Origin of the sequence: Caulobacter segnis, assembly GCF_031454995.1 — a bacterium.
Taxonomy (GTDB): Bacteria; Pseudomonadota; Alphaproteobacteria; order Caulobacterales; family Caulobacteraceae; genus Caulobacter; species Caulobacter segnis_E.
In genome coordinates this window covers 767,499-782,221 of sequence record NZ_JAVDRV010000002.1, presented here as the reverse complement: position 1 = coordinate 782,221, position 14,723 = coordinate 767,499, and the positions used below count along the sequence as shown (strand labels likewise).

13 protein-coding genes, 1 pseudogene and 1 other annotated feature are annotated in these 14,723 nt (G+C 66.6%); of the genes and pseudogenes, 9 read left to right on the top strand and 5 right to left on the bottom strand.

The annotated features are described in order from the left end of the window. Positions 1 to 102: 102 nt before the first annotated feature. Together J2728_RS09805 and J2728_RS09800 are read right to left on the bottom strand one after the other, a co-directional pair. Positions 103 to 1,143 carry a LacI family DNA-binding transcriptional regulator gene (locus J2728_RS09805; RefSeq protein WP_309998700.1) on the bottom strand — a complete coding sequence of 347 codons (1,041 nt, stop codon included), beginning with the start codon at positions 1,141 to 1,143 and terminating at the stop codon, positions 103 to 105. Positions 1,144 to 1,376: 233 nt separating this feature from the next. Beyond that, positions 1,377 to 1,484, bottom strand: a sequence feature (AL1L pseudoknot). Next, positions 1,377 to 1,582, bottom strand: a pseudogene (locus tag J2728_RS09800) (hypothetical protein); the annotation flags it as partial. Its footprint overlaps the feature before it by 108 nt. Positions 1,583 to 1,864: 282 nt before the next feature. Here J2728_RS09800 and J2728_RS09795 point away from each other — a divergent pair. The 7 genes from J2728_RS09795 to J2728_RS09765 all read left to right on the top strand — a co-directional run bounded on the left by J2728_RS09795 (position 1,865) and on the right by J2728_RS09765 (position 10,111). After that, positions 1,865 to 4,279: a TonB-dependent siderophore receptor gene (locus J2728_RS09795; RefSeq protein ID WP_309998698.1), complete on the top strand. Its 2,415-nt coding sequence runs from the start codon at positions 1,865 to 1,867 to the stop codon at positions 4,277 to 4,279. A 61-nt stretch (positions 4,280 to 4,340) separates the two neighbouring features. Beyond that, positions 4,341 to 5,645 (top strand): MFS transporter, encoded by a 1,305-nt coding sequence (locus J2728_RS09790; RefSeq protein ID WP_309999450.1) that lies wholly within the window; start codon positions 4,341 to 4,343, stop codon positions 5,643 to 5,645. Positions 5,646 to 5,678: 33 nt separating this feature from the next. Continuing rightward, positions 5,679 to 6,743, top strand: a complete 1,065-nt coding sequence (locus J2728_RS09785; RefSeq protein ID WP_309998697.1) for an LLM class flavin-dependent oxidoreductase — start codon at positions 5,679 to 5,681, stop codon at positions 6,741 to 6,743. 5 nt (positions 6,744 to 6,748) lie between these two features. Then, positions 6,749 to 7,393 (top strand): cysteine hydrolase family protein, encoded by a 645-nt coding sequence (locus J2728_RS09780; protein ID WP_309999448.1) that lies wholly within the window; start codon positions 6,749 to 6,751, stop codon positions 7,391 to 7,393. 2 nt (positions 7,394 to 7,395) lie between these two features. Further along, a complete protein-coding gene (locus tag J2728_RS09775) occupies positions 7,396 to 8,796 on the top strand; it encodes a zinc-binding metallopeptidase family protein (protein ID WP_309998696.1) in 1,401 nt (466 codons plus the stop codon). Beyond that, on the top strand, positions 8,793 to 9,287 hold the full coding sequence (locus J2728_RS09770; RefSeq protein WP_309998695.1) for a flavin reductase family protein: 495 nt from the start codon (positions 8,793 to 8,795) through the stop codon (positions 9,285 to 9,287). Before J2728_RS09775 ends, J2728_RS09770 begins: the two co-directional genes overlap by 4 nt. Positions 9,288 to 9,298: 11 nt before the next feature. Further along, a complete protein-coding gene (locus J2728_RS09765; protein WP_309998694.1) occupies positions 9,299 to 10,111 on the top strand; it encodes a TauD/TfdA dioxygenase family protein in 813 nt (270 codons plus the stop codon). Positions 10,112 to 10,195: 84 nt separating this feature from the next. Here the strand turns inward: J2728_RS09765 and J2728_RS09760 are convergent, their stop codons facing one another. Genes J2728_RS09760 through J2728_RS09750 form a run of 3 tightly spaced genes read right to left on the bottom strand, consistent with a single transcriptional unit; the run spans position 10,196 to position 12,417 of the window. Continuing rightward, positions 10,196 to 10,681, bottom strand: coding sequence for a VOC family protein (locus tag J2728_RS09760; RefSeq protein WP_309998692.1), 486 nt, complete (start codon positions 10,679 to 10,681; stop codon positions 10,196 to 10,198). Between the two features lie 22 nt (positions 10,682 to 10,703). Then, positions 10,704 to 11,537, bottom strand: coding sequence for an oxidoreductase (locus J2728_RS09755; protein WP_309998691.1), 834 nt, complete (start codon positions 11,535 to 11,537; stop codon positions 10,704 to 10,706). A gap of 22 nt (positions 11,538 to 11,559) precedes the next feature. Beyond that, a complete protein-coding gene (locus tag J2728_RS09750) occupies positions 11,560 to 12,417 on the bottom strand; it encodes a TauD/TfdA dioxygenase family protein (protein WP_309998690.1) in 858 nt (285 codons plus the stop codon). Between the two features lie 273 nt (positions 12,418 to 12,690). Between J2728_RS09750 and J2728_RS09745 the strand changes: the two genes are divergently transcribed. Both J2728_RS09745 and ygiD read left to right on the top strand, forming a co-directional pair. Next, positions 12,691 to 13,914, top strand: coding sequence for an aromatic ring-hydroxylating oxygenase subunit alpha (locus J2728_RS09745; protein ID WP_309998688.1), 1,224 nt, complete (start codon positions 12,691 to 12,693; stop codon positions 13,912 to 13,914). After that, a complete protein-coding gene (gene ygiD / locus J2728_RS09740; RefSeq protein ID WP_309998687.1) occupies positions 13,911 to 14,714 on the top strand; it encodes a 4,5-DOPA-extradiol-dioxygenase in 804 nt (267 codons plus the stop codon). The genes J2728_RS09745 and ygiD overlap by 4 nt, the downstream gene beginning before the upstream one ends. The last annotated feature ends 9 nt before the right edge of the window (positions 14,715 to 14,723 follow it).

Below are 14,723 nucleotides of genomic sequence, written 5' to 3'. Positions count from 1 at the left end.
CGGTAACGTTACCATACCGGTGGTATGCTGGTGCGGGGAGGGAGTCAATACTCCGACATAATGGTCGCGGAAGTTGTGATCGCCGCCTTGTTGACCCTGGGTTCAGGCCCGGGGCAGGACCGCCGTGGACTGCCGCGCGATGATCTCGTGGTCGAGCACGTGTTCGCGGCGCGCCTGATCGTCCGGCGCGGTTCTGGCGATCGCGGCGCTCAGCAGCCCGAGCGCCTCGGCGGCCAGCTTGCGAACTGGCTGATGGACAGTGGTCAGCGGCGGCCAAAGCGTGACGGCCGCCGGCGTATCGTCGAAGCCGACCACGGTCAGTTCGCGCGGCACGTCCAGGTGGCGGCGGTGCGCGACCGAGACCGCCGCGGCGGCCATGTCGTCATTGCTGGCGAAGATCGCCGTGGGCGGCGCCGGGGTATCCAGCAACTGTTCCGCCGCCGCGAGGCCCGAGGCGAAGCTGAAATCGCCTTGAGCGATGACCATGGTCACGCCCGGGGCCTCGCGAACGGCGTCCTGGAAGCCCGCCAGGCGCTGGCCGCTGGCCGCCTGATTGGGGTTGCCCAGGATGAAGCCCAGATGGCGATGCCCCAGGGCGATCAACTCGCGGGTCATCTCATGGGCGGCGCGGCGGTCGTCGATCCGCACGCAGATCGCGTCCTCGACGCCATAGGCGCCGACGGCGGCCATCGGCAGTCCGGCCTTGCTCAAGGCGCGCAAAACGACGGGCGACTCGCCCAAGGGCGGCGCCAGGATCACGCCGCGAATGCCCGAGGCCACCAGCGCCTTCAGTTCGGCGGGGCTCGGCGCGAGGCCGCCTTCGCCGCCTCTGAGCAGGATCAGTCGCGCGCCTCGGATCGAGGCTTCCTCGAAGACGCCCGTCAGAAAGTCGCTCATGAAGGCGGCGCTGGGGTTGGAATAGACGACACCGATCCGCAGCTCGGCCGAGGTCACCAGGCTGCGCGCGGCGACGTTTGGCGTATAGCCCAGCGCGCGGATGGCCTCGTTGACCGCTTGGCGCGTTTCCGGGCCGACGCCGGGACGATCGTTGATGACCCTGGACACCGTCATGGGCGACACGCCGGCTTGAGCCGCGACATCGATGATCGTGGGACCGCGAATGGCTCCTGAATTCTTCGCCAATATCGCTTGTCTCCCAAATCCGCCCAGACCGCTGGTGAAATATCGACGGACCATTGGGAAGCTGTTTTGTAGCTCAAGGGCCTGGCGTCAAGTATCGCGGTCCAGAATTGTTGTCCGCCTAAGGGTCGCTAGAAGGCCGAAATGACACCCATTCTGGTTAGATGGCTCGTTGGGGAAAATCGCCTTTTAGGTCCCAACAACTATGCGGGTCGTAATTGCTGTCTGAACTGCCCCGGGTTTATCTGGCAGATCGGCTCACCCCCGTAAGCCCCTTGGTGATCGTAGATGAAGGCGGTCATCGCTTGAACGGGCGGTCGAGCTCCGCCTGGGCGAAATAGGCGCGAGCCTTGCGCAGGATCTCGTTGGCTTGGCGCGGCTCGGCGATCGACACCATCGTCGCCCACCGAGAGGGATGATCGCCCTCGCGCACCCGCACCATCCTCACCGCGCGCTCGCGCACCTCAGGCGAAACTTGTTCGTCCGTGCTCTGGTATGGACGCCTTTGAGGCGCGTCTGGTTCGCTCTGAAGCAAATTTCAGCGCCATCACGCTGATTTCGAAGTCGCCAACGGCTCAAGATGCATGCGGCAGGGACATTTTGAGTGAAATGTCAGGCAGCTCGCCTCGCCGGGGCGCCTGACCGGTCGATGATGGTCTCGAGGTGTCGACCTTGGGGATAACCGCCGCAGGCGGTGGGCGCGACAGCCTCGCATGAGGACCGCATGTCGAATTACCGGCTTTTGATGGCGGGCTGTTCCGCTCTTGTGTTGCTGGCGCACGCGCAAATCGCTTTCGCCGACGAGGCCGCAACGCCGTCCGACACCGTCGACGAGGTCGTGGTCAAGGCGCGTGACAAGGCGGGGCTGTTGGAGAAGCAGCCCAACAATACCGTCTTCGGCATCGATAAGCCGCTGCTGGAGACGCCGCGCTCGGCCAGCTTCGTCAGCGACGTGACGCTACAGCGCTATGGCATCGAGACGATCGACGGCCTGACCGCCGTCTCGCCGGGCACTTACACGGCCAGCTTTTATGGCGTGCCGGGCGCGCTGAACATTCGCGGCACCCTGGCCGAGAACTATTTCCGTGGTTTCAAGCGCATCGAGAACCGGGGGACCTATTCGACCCCGATCGGCGCCGCCGACCAGATCCAGATCGTGCGCGGTCCGCCGACCCCGATCTACGGCTCGGGCAAGGTGGGCGGCATGCTCAACTTCATCCCGAAGTCGGGCAAGAACGAGGGCGGCTACCTGACCGAGCCGACCGGCGAGTTCACGGTGACCTACGGCTCGTACAACAAGAAGAACGCGATCGCCCAGGTGGGCCTGCCCGCGAACTTCGGCTCGGTCACCGGCGGCGTCTATCTGTACGGCGAGGTCGAGGACAGCCACAGCTACTATAAGGGCATCTATCCGCGCCGTCAGACGCTGGAGGCCTCATCGGACTTCGACCTGGGCGATGGCTGGACCACGGCGTTCGGCGGCATGTACTACCACTCGGACGGGGACGTGCAGACGCCGGGCTGGAACCGCCTGACCCAGGCCCTGATCGACAACCGGACCTACATCACCGGCCGCGACACCACGCTGAAGGACACCGACGGCAACGGTCGCCTGACGCCGAACGAGGTCGGCTTCTATCCGTACGGTAGCGCCACATACCTGGCCTACTACGGCTATCCAGACAGCAACGCCCTACACACGTTGGACACCGGCGTCGGAACGACCAAGCTTGACCCGCGCACCGTCTACATCAGCGGCGCCGACTTTTCGAAGACGCGGACCAACACCCTCTACTACGACCTGGCCAAGTCGCTGACGCCCGACAGCACGATCAAACTGCAGCTGTTCTACGACGACCAGGAGAACAAGCGCTTCGTCAGCTACGGCTATCCGGCCTGGTTCGACAGCTCGGTGTGGGAGGCGCGCCTCACCTACAACTTCGCCTATGACATGGGGATCATCAGCTCCAAGTCGTTCATCGGCGCGTCCTACCGCGGCTTCGACGGCCGCCGTCGCGAGAGCTACAACAGCGGCATGATCGCGCTGGACCGCCGCGACATCAGCTTCGGGGCCACGCCGACCGACATCATCGACAGTCCGTTCTCGACCGAGACCGGCGCCGGCGTGCAGGGGCTGCGGTGGGAGAATGACAACAAGAGCGAATGGACCCAGACGGGCGTGTTCGCGATGACCGACATCAAGGTCGGCGAGCGCTTGAACCTGATGCTGGGCGGCCGCTACGACGACTACGACGTCACCTCGGAAGATACCGGCTTCCTCAGCTACCAGATCACGGGCAAGCAGAAGGCCAGCAAGGGCAAGTTCACGTATAGCGCCAGCGCCACCTACAAGGCGCCGGCCGGCGTCATGCCCTACATCACCTACGCCAAGGCCTCGGCCCTGGAAATGAGCCAGGCCGGCGACATCGCGCCTGGCCTGGTGGCCGACGCCAGCGACGCCTGGCTGTCCAACAGCGACCTGGCGGAGGCCGGCTTCAAGTTCCAGTGGCTGCGCGGCACGCTGGTCGGCTCGCTTGCGGGCTACCGCCAGAACCGCACCCAGCTGACGGGCATCACCGGCACGCCGACCGGGACCCGGGCCAAGGGCGTGGAGCTGGAGGTGCGCTGGCTGGCCAGCGAGAACCTCAGCTTCACCTTCTCGGGCAACACCCAGCACACCACGGTGAAGGGGCCCGATAACTCGTTCCAGTACATCCCGGCCTACACCGCCGGCGTGGCGGGCGCGCAGGCCTATGGCGGCACCTATGTGGTGTGGGCGTTCAGCAGCCTGCCGGGCCGCTCGGGCGACTACGATTACACCCTGATCCCCAAGTCGGTGGTCAGCCTGTACGGCGCCTACACCAGCGATGAGCATGAGTGGGGCAAGGTCGGCGGCACGTTCGGCGTGACGCACGTCACCAAGACCTCGGGCACCGTCCAGAACGCGGTGACCTATCCCGCCTACTGGGTGGCCAGCGGCAGCGTCTACTATGAGTACGGTCCGTACACGGCCACGCTCAACGTCGATAACCTGTTCGACAAGCTCTATTTCACGCCCGACGCCGACAGCTACGCCAACCTCGGCGCGCTGCCCAGCAAGGGCCGCGAGTGGCGCGTGACCCTGTCTCGGAAGTTCTAGTTCCCCACGCGGCGCGCCCCGTGAGGGACGCGCCGCCAGCTTGCATGGAGGCTCGATGGCGATGTCGACGATCCAATGGCGCTCCTGGACCCTCCTGGGCGCTCTTTCCCTTCTGCTGTTCCTGATCACCGCCTCGACGTTCTCGTCGCTGGGCGTGGTCCTGCCGGCCATGATCGAGGACCAGCAGTGGAGCTTCGCCTCGGCCTTCCTTGGCTTCACGCTGCTGGGCGCCTTCTGCGGCGGCTCGTCGTGGCTGCCGGCGCTGCTGATCCGCAAGATTGGCGTGCGGGCCACGATCATCGTCGGTTCGGCGGTGATGATCGCCGGCTTCATCTGCCTGGCGGTGGCGCGCGGCTTGCCGATCTACCTGTTCGGCACGGCCCTGCTGGGCGTTGGCTACCAGATGATGGCCCTGATCCCTGGCACGCATCTGTTGTCGATGCTGTTCAAGAAGCGGGCCCTGCCGTTCGGGGTCTATTTCACGATCGGCTCGCTGGGGGGCGTCGCTGGTCCGTGGATGGCCCTGGTCGGCATGGAGATCGCCGGCGGCGCCTGGCGGCCGTACTGGGTCTGGCAAGCGATCGCCTCGGCCGTGGTGGGGGTCTTGGCCGCCGCCCTGGTTCCCGCCAAGGCTTGGCTGGACGGCGCCGCGGTCGAAACCGATAAGGCCGTGGCCGAAGAGGCGGCCGCCCAGCCGGCCAACGCCCGCGTCTACCGCACCCAGGTCGACTGGACGGTCAAGGAAGCCATCCGCACCCCGCAATTCTACGTCATTGTCGCGGCCTATTTCGCCCACCTGCTGGGCGGGGTCACCGCGGTTAGCTTGGCGCCCAGCCACTTCAGCGAAATGGGCGTGATCTCGACCGTCGCCGTGGCGGCGTTGAGCCTGGAATCCCTGATGCAGGTCGTGGCCCGGATGAGCGGCGGCCTGCTGGGCGATCGCATCGACCCGCGCTGGCTGCTGGCCGGCGCGCAAGGGATGATGGCGGCGGGCCTTCTGGCCCTGGCCAACGCCACGACCTGGCCGATGATGGTGGTCTTCGCTCTCGGCGTGGGCGTCGGCTTCGGCATGACCGTGCTGGCCGTCAGCATCCTGCTGCTCAACTATTATGGCCGGAAGAACAATCTCGAGCTCTTCTCGATGGTCTGCCTGGTTGGCGCGGTCTCGGCCTTGGGGCCGGTGATCGGCGGCTTCATGCGCGACCATCTGGGCGGCTTCGCGCCGACCTTCCAGGTCTTCGCCGCCGTGATCGGGGTGATCTTCGTGGCGGCGCTGTTCATGCGTCCGCCGCGCAAGACGATCGAGGAAAGCACGCTCGCGCCCGTCCCGGCGCCCACGCCTGTCCTGCTGCGCGACGCCGCGTAGGGACCAAGACCAAAGAACAAGGAGAGCAACGCCATGTTCCACCGCCCTTCTCAGCACAAGGACTTCGGGGTCTTCCTGCCGGTCGCCAACGGCGGCTGGATCATCTCCAAGACCGCGCCGACCCTGGATGGCCTCTACGCTCAGAACCGCGCCGCGGCGGTGAAGGCCGATGAGGTCGGCATGGATTTCGTGATGTCGATGGGCAAGTTCCGCGGCTTCGGCGGCGAGACCGACCATTGGGGCACGGCTCTGGAGTCGGTCACCATGATGGCCGGCATCGCCGAGGCCACCAAGACCGTGAAGATCTGGGCGACCATCCATCCGCTGCTGCAGAACCCGGCCGTGGCGGCCAAGATGATCGCCACCCTGGACCACATCAGCGGCGGTCGCGCGGGCCTGAACATCGTGGCGGGGGCCTACAAGGGCGAATTCGACCAGATGGGCGCATGGGATGACTCCCTGACCCACGACGACCGCTACGCCCTGACCGAGGAATGGACGACGATCGTCAAGCGGCTGTGGTCCGAGGACAGCGTCGACTTCGCCGGCAAGTACTTCACGATGAAGGATTGCCAATCCAAGCCCAAGCCGCTGTCCCGCCCGCGTCCGGATCTCGTCTGCGCCGGCATGAGCGATCGCGGCTTCCAGTTCTCGGTGCGCGAGGCCGACGTCTGCTTCATCGGCGGCCGCACGCCGGACGAGCGCCGCGACGCCTCGCTGCGGGCCAAGAAGACCGCCGAGGCGATGGGCAAGAGCATCAAGACCTTCGCCATGTGCACCGTCGTTCATGGCGACACGGACGCCGACGCCGAGGCCAAGGTCGAGCACTACAAGAGCGGCGCCGACATGGGCGCGATCCTGGCCATGCTGGAAAGCTGGGGCGTGCCGGCCGAGAAGCTCTCCAGCGTCGCGGCGGCCCAGGGGGCGTTCATGACCCATACCGTGGTGGGGTCGCCCCAGACCTGCGGCGCCCAGATCGAAGAGTTCCTGCGCTACTGCGAACTGGACGGCCTGATGATGATCTTCCCCGACTATGTCGAAGGGCTGACGATGTTCGGCGCGGAGATTCTGCCGGGACTGAGGGCGGTGTTCCAGTGAACGCGATGACGACAGCGGCGGGCCTGGCCGACGATTTGAAGACGTGGATCGCGCCGTCGCGGACGGCGGTGCTGGTGATCGACATCCAGGTCGACTTCGCCTCGCCCGAAGGCGCTCTGGGCGCCTATGTCGATATGGCCGTCGTCCAGCCCGCCGTCGCGGCGGCCGAGCGGCTGGTAGAGACCGCCCGGGCGACGGGCGTTCCTGTCGTCTTCGTTGGCCTTTTCACAACGCCGGAGACGGACTCCGCCAGCTGGAAGGAGCGCATGCGTCGTCGGGGCGGCGACCCGGACAATGAGAGCGCCTTGTGCCGCGAGGGCGAAGTCGGCTCCGAGTTCTTCGGACCCAGACCGCTGCCTGGTGAGCGGGTGGTGAAGAAGACCCGCTACAGCGGCTTTGGCGGCACGGACCTCGACGCGCGACTGAAGGCCCTGGGCGTCGACACCCTGATCGCGGCTGGCCTGACCACAGAGTGCTGCGTCGACAGCACCGTCCGCGACGCCTTCAGCCTGGACTATCACGTCTTCGTCGCGGCGGACGCCTGCGCCGCCTACGAGGCCGACATCCACGCGGCCTCGCTGAAGGTGATGGAACTGAACAGCGCGATCTTGACCGACACGGCCGCGATCGCCGCCGCCTGGAGTGTTTGACCATGGCCGATGGATTTCCAAACCTGGGCGTCGGCGCCCCGTACACGGTCACCGACGCGGACCGCGCGGCCATCGCCGCCGCCATCGACGAGGCGGAGATCGTCGAGTTGGCCCTGACCCTGGGCAACATCCCCGCGCCGTCCGGCAAGGAGTTGGAGGTCGCCAACTACGTCTACGACTGGATGGCGCGCGAGGGCTTCTCGCCGCGCAAGGTGGGGGCGACGCCGGAGCGGCCGAACATCATCGGCACGCACGGCGGCAAGGGCCCAAACACCATCGGGGGCAAGAACCTGCTGTTCACCGCCCACCTCGACACCGAGGCGCCGACCTGGAACCCGGATCTCGACAGTTACAAGTACAGCGCCGAGACCCTGGCCAATCCCGAGTGGGAGAAGTGCTGGCTGGAAGACGGCAAGCTCTACGGCTACCCGATCGCCAATGATCGCGGGCCGATGAGCTGCTTCCTGATCGCGGCCAAGGCGCTGAAGAAGGCCGGTTACGAACTGGCCGGCAAGATGTACCTGACGGCCTGTCCCGGCGAGATCGGTCCCGAACCGATCGAAGAGCATCGGGGCGTCGCCTACATGGGCAAGGACATCGGCGCCCACTACCTTTTCCACCATGGCGGCGTAGCACCGGACTACGCCATCGCCGCCGAGGGCTGCGATTTCGGCCTGACCTGGGTGGGTTGCGGCTATGCGGTGTTCCGGTTCCAGGTCTGGGGGGAGGGCGTCTTCACCCCACTGCTGGAGCATCCGGCGACTGCGGCCCAGCATCCCAACCCGATCTACAAGATCGGCAAGCTGACCGAGGCCATCCACGCCTGGAGCGGCGAGTACGAAAAGAAGAGCCGCTACGACAGCCTCGGCGGTGTGGCCCAGCCCAAGTCGCAGATCGCCTCGATCCGGGGCGGCATTCCCTATGCCTTCGGTGCGGGCACCGAGCTGGTGAACCTCTATCTGGAGGTGGGCCTGACGCCCAAGCAGCGTGTCGCCGACGTCCAGCATTCGCTGGAGGCCATGGTCCGCGAGACCGGCCTGGGTCGCATCGACATCGAGCCGGTCGTGGTGCGCCACGGCTTCGAGGCTGACGCCGCCGAGGTGGCCCCGCTGGTCGGCGCGGTGGACGTCGCCACCCAGCTGGGTCTCGGCCATCCGGTGGCCCTGGCCAACCCGGTCTATTCCAGCATGTGGCGCGACCACAACGTCTTCAACATGCACCGCATCCCGGCCATCACCACCGGCTTCCGCCGCTGGCGGCCGACGCCAAAGGACATGGTCGACAGCGCCCTGATCTACGCCCTCACGGCCCTGGCGGTCTGTGGGCGAGCTAGCCCGGATGAGGGCGTCGGGCGACCGGCGTCGGCGGTCTATCCCGATAATCCGTTCGGAACCGAGTCATGAGCCTAGCCCTCCAGTCGCAAGTTCCGGAGCTTGCCGACTTCCGCAAGGCCATGGGCAGCTTCGCCGCCGGCGTGACGGTGGTGACCGCCTGTCACGAAGGTCGGCTAGTCGGCACGACCGTCAGCGCCTTCAGCTCGGTGTCGATGGATCCGCCGCTGGTGATGGTCTGTCTCAAGCGCGACAGTCGGACCCTGGCGGCGCTGAAGCCGGCCGAGCGGTTTTGCGTCAACATCCTGGCGCGCGAGCAGGGTGACCTAGCCTACCGCTTCGCCAAGAGCGGCGCCGACGACCGTTTCGCTCTGACCGCCGTGGAGGCGGGCGTCTGTGGCGCGCCTTTGCTGGCCGACTGCGTCGCCGCAGTCGAGTGCGCGCTACACGCCATTCACGATGGCGGCGATCACGAAATCCTGGTCGGCCGCGTGTTGCGCGTCGTCACCGACGAGACCAAGGCGCCGCTTGTCTATGTGCGCGGCGGCTTTCTGAACACCTAGTGGAGTTTCGCATGGCCTACGACGTGCTTGACGTGAAGCCCATGACCCGCCGGATCGGCGCGGAGATCTTCGGCGTCGACCTGGGCAAGCCCCTCAGCAATCGCCAGTTCGAGGAAGTGCATCAGGCGCTGCTGCGGCACCAGGTGATCTTCTTCCGGGACCAGGACATGTCGCATGAGGCGCACAAGGATTTAGGCCGTAAGTTCGGGGATTTGGCCATCCATTCTGGCGTCCCCGGCCTGCCGGATCATCCCGAGATCGTCGCCATCCACGCCGACGCCAATTCCAAGTTCGTGGCGGGCGAGAACTGGCACTCCGACCTGACTTGCGATCCCGAACCGCCGCTGGGCAGCATCCTCTACATGAAGGTCCTGCCCGAGGACGGCGGGGACACGTGCTTCGCCAGCATGTACTGGGCCTACGAGACGCTGTCGGACAAGATGAAGGCCTATCTTGAGGGGCTTTCGGCGGTCCACGACGCCAATCCCGTCTACAAGGCCATCTTCCCGGATATCGACCGCAAGTATAACTGCTCGACCCATCCGATCGTGCGGACCCATCCGGTCACCGGTCGCAAGAGCCTGTTCGTCAACCCGTCCTACACGACCCATATCGCCGGCCTGCCCAAGGCCGAGAGCTCGGCGATCCTGGGCTATCTCTACCAGCACGCCAGCAATCCCGATTTCCAGGTGCGTTTCCGCTGGCGGCCTAATTCGGTGGCCTTCTGGGACAACCGCTGCACGTGGCACCAGGCGATCTGGGACTATTTCCCTGACACCCGCACCGGCTATCGGGTGACGATCGCCGGCGATAAGCCGTTCTGAGAACGGGACAGCAAAAGCGCCGCCGTGAAATCCGGCGGCGCTCGGTTGTTTTGTCAAACGCCGCGCACTTAGCGCGGCGTCTTGCTATTCGCGCGTGAAGTCCGCGGGTACCCGAGGATCCTGCCCGGCCTTGCCCCACAGCACGATCTCGTTGCCCCAGGGGTCGCGGAAGGCGTGATTGTAGCCGTTGAATTCCTTCCAGTAGTGGTTCCGCCAAAGGATGGTCGCGCCCAGGTCCTCGGCGGTCCCCAGGATGCGGTCGGCGCTGTCGTCGTCGCCGATCAGCACCCAGACGCGCGGCTTGCGGCCGTCGGCGCTCAGCGCGCGGGGCTCGACGCCGGCCGGCTCGGGGTGGGGGCGGGCGTTCGCGGCCTTGAAAATCCCAAGGTGTAGGTTGCCGATCTCGCTGTCGGTCCCGTCGGGCTTCTTGAAGAAGCCGCCCGGCACCATGCGGTGGTAGACGCCCTCCGGGCGGGCGTCGTTCTGCCAGCCGAACACCTTGGCGTAGAAGTCGCCGGCTTCGGACGGGTCTTCGGAGGCCAGGTCGACGAAGATCAGGGTGTTGGTCAAGGCGTGCGCTCGCGTTTGGGGATCAGTCGTTGAAGCCGATGGAGAGGCTCAGGGCCTTCCAGGCTTCGATGTCGGCGGCCAGGCCCTGGGCGGCGTGGCCGGCGTACTTCAGGGCGTCCTCGCCCAGCAGCAGGTGCATCGGCGGGGCCTCGATATCGGCGATCGTCAGGATCGCTCGGGCCGCCTTGGCCGGGTCGCCGGGTTCCTGGCCGGCATGGTCGGCCATGATCCGCTCGGCGTCGCGGGCGAGGCCGTCATAGTCGGAGAGCTTGTCGGCCGCGATGACCTTGGAGCCCGTGGCGAAGTCCGTGCGCAGTCCGCCGGGCGCGACGTTGACGACCCGGATCCCGAGCTCCGCGACCTCCTGGGCCAGGGTCTGGGTCAGGCCTTCCAGCGCCCATTTGCTGGCGCAGTACACGCCCGTGCCGGCCCAGACGGCCAGGCCCGAGACCGAGGTGATGTTGATGATCCGGCCCGCGCGGCGCGCGCGCATGGCGGGCAGGGCGGCCTTCAGGACCGCGAGGGGCCCGAAGACGTTGACCTCGAACTGGGCGCGAACCTCGTCCAGGGACGCCTCCTCGACCGCCCCGACCAGACCATAGCCGGCGTTGTTGACCAGGACGTCGATGGTCCCGGTCGCGCCTTCGGCCTTGGCGACGGCGGCGGCGACGGCCGCCGTATCAGTGACGTCCATGACGACGCCGTGGGCGCGGCCAGGCGCAAGGGCTTCGAACGCGGCGACGGCCTCGGGCCTGCGCACCGTGCCGACGACGACGTCGCCCCGCTTCAGGGCGGCGCGGGCGATCTCGCGGCCCAGGCCGTCGGACACGCCGGTGATCATCCAGGTCTTGGTCATGCCAACTCCACCGAAAACAGGATCAGTACGGCTTGTCGCCCTTCACCCAAAGGCGGTGCATGGTCCGGATGTACTTGGTGTCGTCGTACAGCGTGCCGGTGTGCAGGGTGCAGCGATTGTCCCACATCAGCAGGTCGCCGACCCGCCACTTGTGGCGATAGACGAAGCGCTCCTCGGTCATGAACTCGACCAACTCGTCCAGCAGCGCCAGACCCGCGGGTCCCGGCATGCCGATCACTTCGGTGACGGTGCCGGTCGAGGGCCACAGCGCCTTGCGACCATCGGCCGGATGGGTGCGGATCAGCGGGTGTTCGACGTCGGGATTGGCCGCTTCCAGCTCGGGCGACAGGGTCTGCTGTTGGCCGAACTGGCGAGTGGCCATGAAGTGCTTATAGCTGTGGTGCAGCCGCAGACCCTCCAGCAGGGCCTGCTTGTCGACGGGCAGGGCGTTCCAGGCCGCGCAGCCGTCGGCCAGCAGCGTGTCGGAACCTTCATCAGGGACCTCGACCGCGTAGAGCATGGTCAACATGACCGGCTCGGGCTTGTAGCTGTAGTCGGTGTGCCAGCCCACGCCGTCGTTGTGGGCGCCGATCGGCTTTCCATCGACAACGCGATTGCTGAGGATGAAGATCTTCGGATAGCCGGGCAGGGTGAAGCGGGTTTGGGTGTGGTCCTCCGGATCGCCGAACCGTCCGATGAACCGCATCAGGTCGTCGGGCGTCATCTTCTGGCCGTGCAGCGCGATGGCCCCATGGCGGTGGAAGGTGTCGACGACCTGGTCCAGCGCCGCGTCGGGGGCGGAGGCCAGGTCGATGCCGGAGATCTCGGCCCCGAAGCCCGGCTTCAGGTCCTTGATGGCGATGTCTGCGGTCGGCGTCATGGCGTCCTCCGTGGGGCGATGTCCACGACATGACCCTAGGCGCGGCGAGGGTGGCGGTCTTGTCTCAGCGCGCACGACAGCTTTCTCGGCGGCGCCGGGTGTGATCCTGGATTGGGCGCCAAAGGCGTCTCCGGGGCGCCGAGCGCCTGCAAACCCGGCGTCGCGCCATGGAGGGCGGTTGCCGACCAACTCTTCGTGCGCGCTGAGGCAAGACCAGCTCACGGTGCGGTCCTAGCGTGATGGTCGACTTCCGCCCTTGTAGAGCGCTTCACGATGAGCCCGCGGCCGCCCCTTCTCAGCGATGTCTTCTTCGAAGGCCTGTCCCGCTCTATGCGGGACGTCGAGACCGCCGAGACCCTGCCGCCCGCCTGCTATGTCGACGCCGACTTCTACGAGTTCGAGAAGGAGGCGCTGTTCAATCACGAATGGCTGTGCGTGGGCCGCGTCGACTGGGTCAAGGAGCCCGGAGACTTCTTCACGACGCGGATCATCGGCGAGCCGATCATCGTCACGCGCAACCGCGACAACCAGATCAAGGCGATGTCTGCCGTGTGCCAGCACCGGGCCATGCTGGTGGCCGAGGGCAGGGGCAATACGCGCGGCTTTGTGTGTCCCTATCACCACTGGGTCTATTCGTTGAACGGCGACCTGGTGAACGCCCCGGCCATGGAGCGCACCTGCGAGTTCGACAAGAAGGCCATCAAGCTCCCGACCTTCAAGGTCGAGGTCTGGCTGGGTTTCATCTTCATCAACTTCGACGCCGAGGCCCCGCCGCTGGCGCCGCGCCTGACGGCCGTCGAGGCGGCGGTGGCCAACTACGACCTTTCGAACGCCGATGGCCTCTCCCCGCCGATGACCGGCCAGTTCGCCTGGAACTGGAAGGTCATGTTCGAGAACAACAACGACGGCTACCACGCCAGCAAGCTGCACCGGGGGCCGCTTCACGACTTCATTCCGAGCGAGCTGTGCAGCTTCCCCGAGGCGGGCGAGGGGGACGCCGGCTTTCTGCGCTACAACGGCACGCTGCACCGAGACGCCAGCTTCAACCCGACGCAGAAGGCGGTGTTGCCGGTGTTCCCGAACCTGACCGACGAGGACCGCGACCGCGCCACCTTCGCCAACATCCCGCCGACGCTGTCGCTGGTGATGACCAGCGACATGGTCATCTACCTGATCCTGCGCCCGACCGGTCCCGAGACCATGGAGCAGGACACGGGAATCCTCGTGGCGCCTGGCGCCACGGAGAGCCCAGGCTTCGAGGAGCGCCTCGAGATGATCATGACCTCGGCCGGCAAGATCATCGCCCAGGACATGCATGTCGACGAGCTGGTCCAGCAGGGCCTGCGCTCGCGCTTCGCCATCCGCGGCCGCTACTCCTGGCAGGAGGGCGCGCAGGTGCAGTTCAACCGCTGGCTCACGCCGCGCTACCAGAAGGCCTGGGCCGCCCTGAAAGCCGGCGACGCGCCCGCCGCCGCCAATACGGAGGCCGCCGCGTGAGCCGTCTGCCCGTCATCTTCTTCGGTCACGGCAGCCCGATGATCGCGCTGGAGACCAACGACACCACGCGGGCCTGGAAGGCCATGGGGGACGCTGTCGGCAAGCCCAAGGCGATCCTTTGCGTCTCGGCCCACTGGCTGACGCGCGGGGTCGCGGTGACGGCAATGACCAGGCCCCGCACAATCCACGACTTCGGCGCGTCTTTTCCCAAGGCGCTCTTCGATCAGCGGTATCCGGCGCCCGGCTCGCCCGAGCTGGCCGCGCGGGTGCGTGAAATCCTTAGCCCGACGCCGGTGGCGATGGACGAACAGGCCTGGGGCCTGGACCACGGGACCTGGTCGGTCCTGAGCAAGGCGTTCCCGGACGCCGATGTGCCGGTGGTGCAGCTCAGCATGGACGCGAGCAAACCGCCCGCCTGGCATTACGAGATCGGCCAGCGCCTGGCGCCCCTGCGCGACGAGGGCGTGCTGATCGTCGGCACCGGCAACATTGTCCACAATCTGCCGGCCATGGACTGGGGCGACCGGAACTGCGCGCCTTACGACTGGTCGCAGCGCTTCAATGACTACATCAAAACCGCCATCGTCGAGGACGCCCCGCAGCGCGCCGTCGACTTCGAGAGCCAGGGCCAGGACGCCAAGCGCTCCGTGCCGACGCCCGACCACTACTGGCCGCTACTGTACGTGCTGGGCGCGCGCCTGCCCGGCGATGTCCCGACCTTCGGCCCCGACCATATCGAGCACGGCTCGCTGAGCATGACCTCCGTCACGCTCTCCACCCCCCATTTGGCCAGCGCCTGAGGACCGAGA

Excerpts from the sequence above, each read along its gene's own strand:
- J2728_RS09775 (WP_309998696.1), top strand. The coding sequence starts at position 7,396 with ATGGCCGATGGATTTCCAAACCTGGGCGTCGGCGCCCCGTACACGGTC.
- J2728_RS09750 (WP_309998690.1), bottom strand. The coding sequence starts at position 12,417 with ATGACGCCGACCGCAGACATCGCCATCAAGGACCTGAAGCCGGGCTTC.
- J2728_RS09785 (WP_309998697.1), top strand. The coding sequence starts at position 5,679 with ATGTTCCACCGCCCTTCTCAGCACAAGGACTTCGGGGTCTTCCTGCCG.
- J2728_RS09755 (WP_309998691.1), bottom strand. The coding sequence starts at position 11,537 with ATGACCAAGACCTGGATGATCACCGGCGTGTCCGACGGCCTGGGCCGC.
- J2728_RS09765 (WP_309998694.1), top strand. The coding sequence starts at position 9,299 with ATGGCCTACGACGTGCTTGACGTGAAGCCCATGACCCGCCGGATCGGC.
- J2728_RS09745 (WP_309998688.1), top strand. The coding sequence starts at position 12,691 with ATGAGCCCGCGGCCGCCCCTTCTCAGCGATGTCTTCTTCGAAGGCCTG.
- J2728_RS09790 (WP_309999450.1), top strand. The coding sequence starts at position 4,341 with ATGTCGACGATCCAATGGCGCTCCTGGACCCTCCTGGGCGCTCTTTCC.
- J2728_RS09780 (WP_309999448.1), top strand. The coding sequence starts at position 6,749 with ATGACGACAGCGGCGGGCCTGGCCGACGATTTGAAGACGTGGATCGCG.
- J2728_RS09795 (WP_309998698.1), top strand. The coding sequence starts at position 1,865 with ATGTCGAATTACCGGCTTTTGATGGCGGGCTGTTCCGCTCTTGTGTTG.
- J2728_RS09770 (WP_309998695.1), top strand. The coding sequence starts at position 8,793 with ATGAGCCTAGCCCTCCAGTCGCAAGTTCCGGAGCTTGCCGACTTCCGC.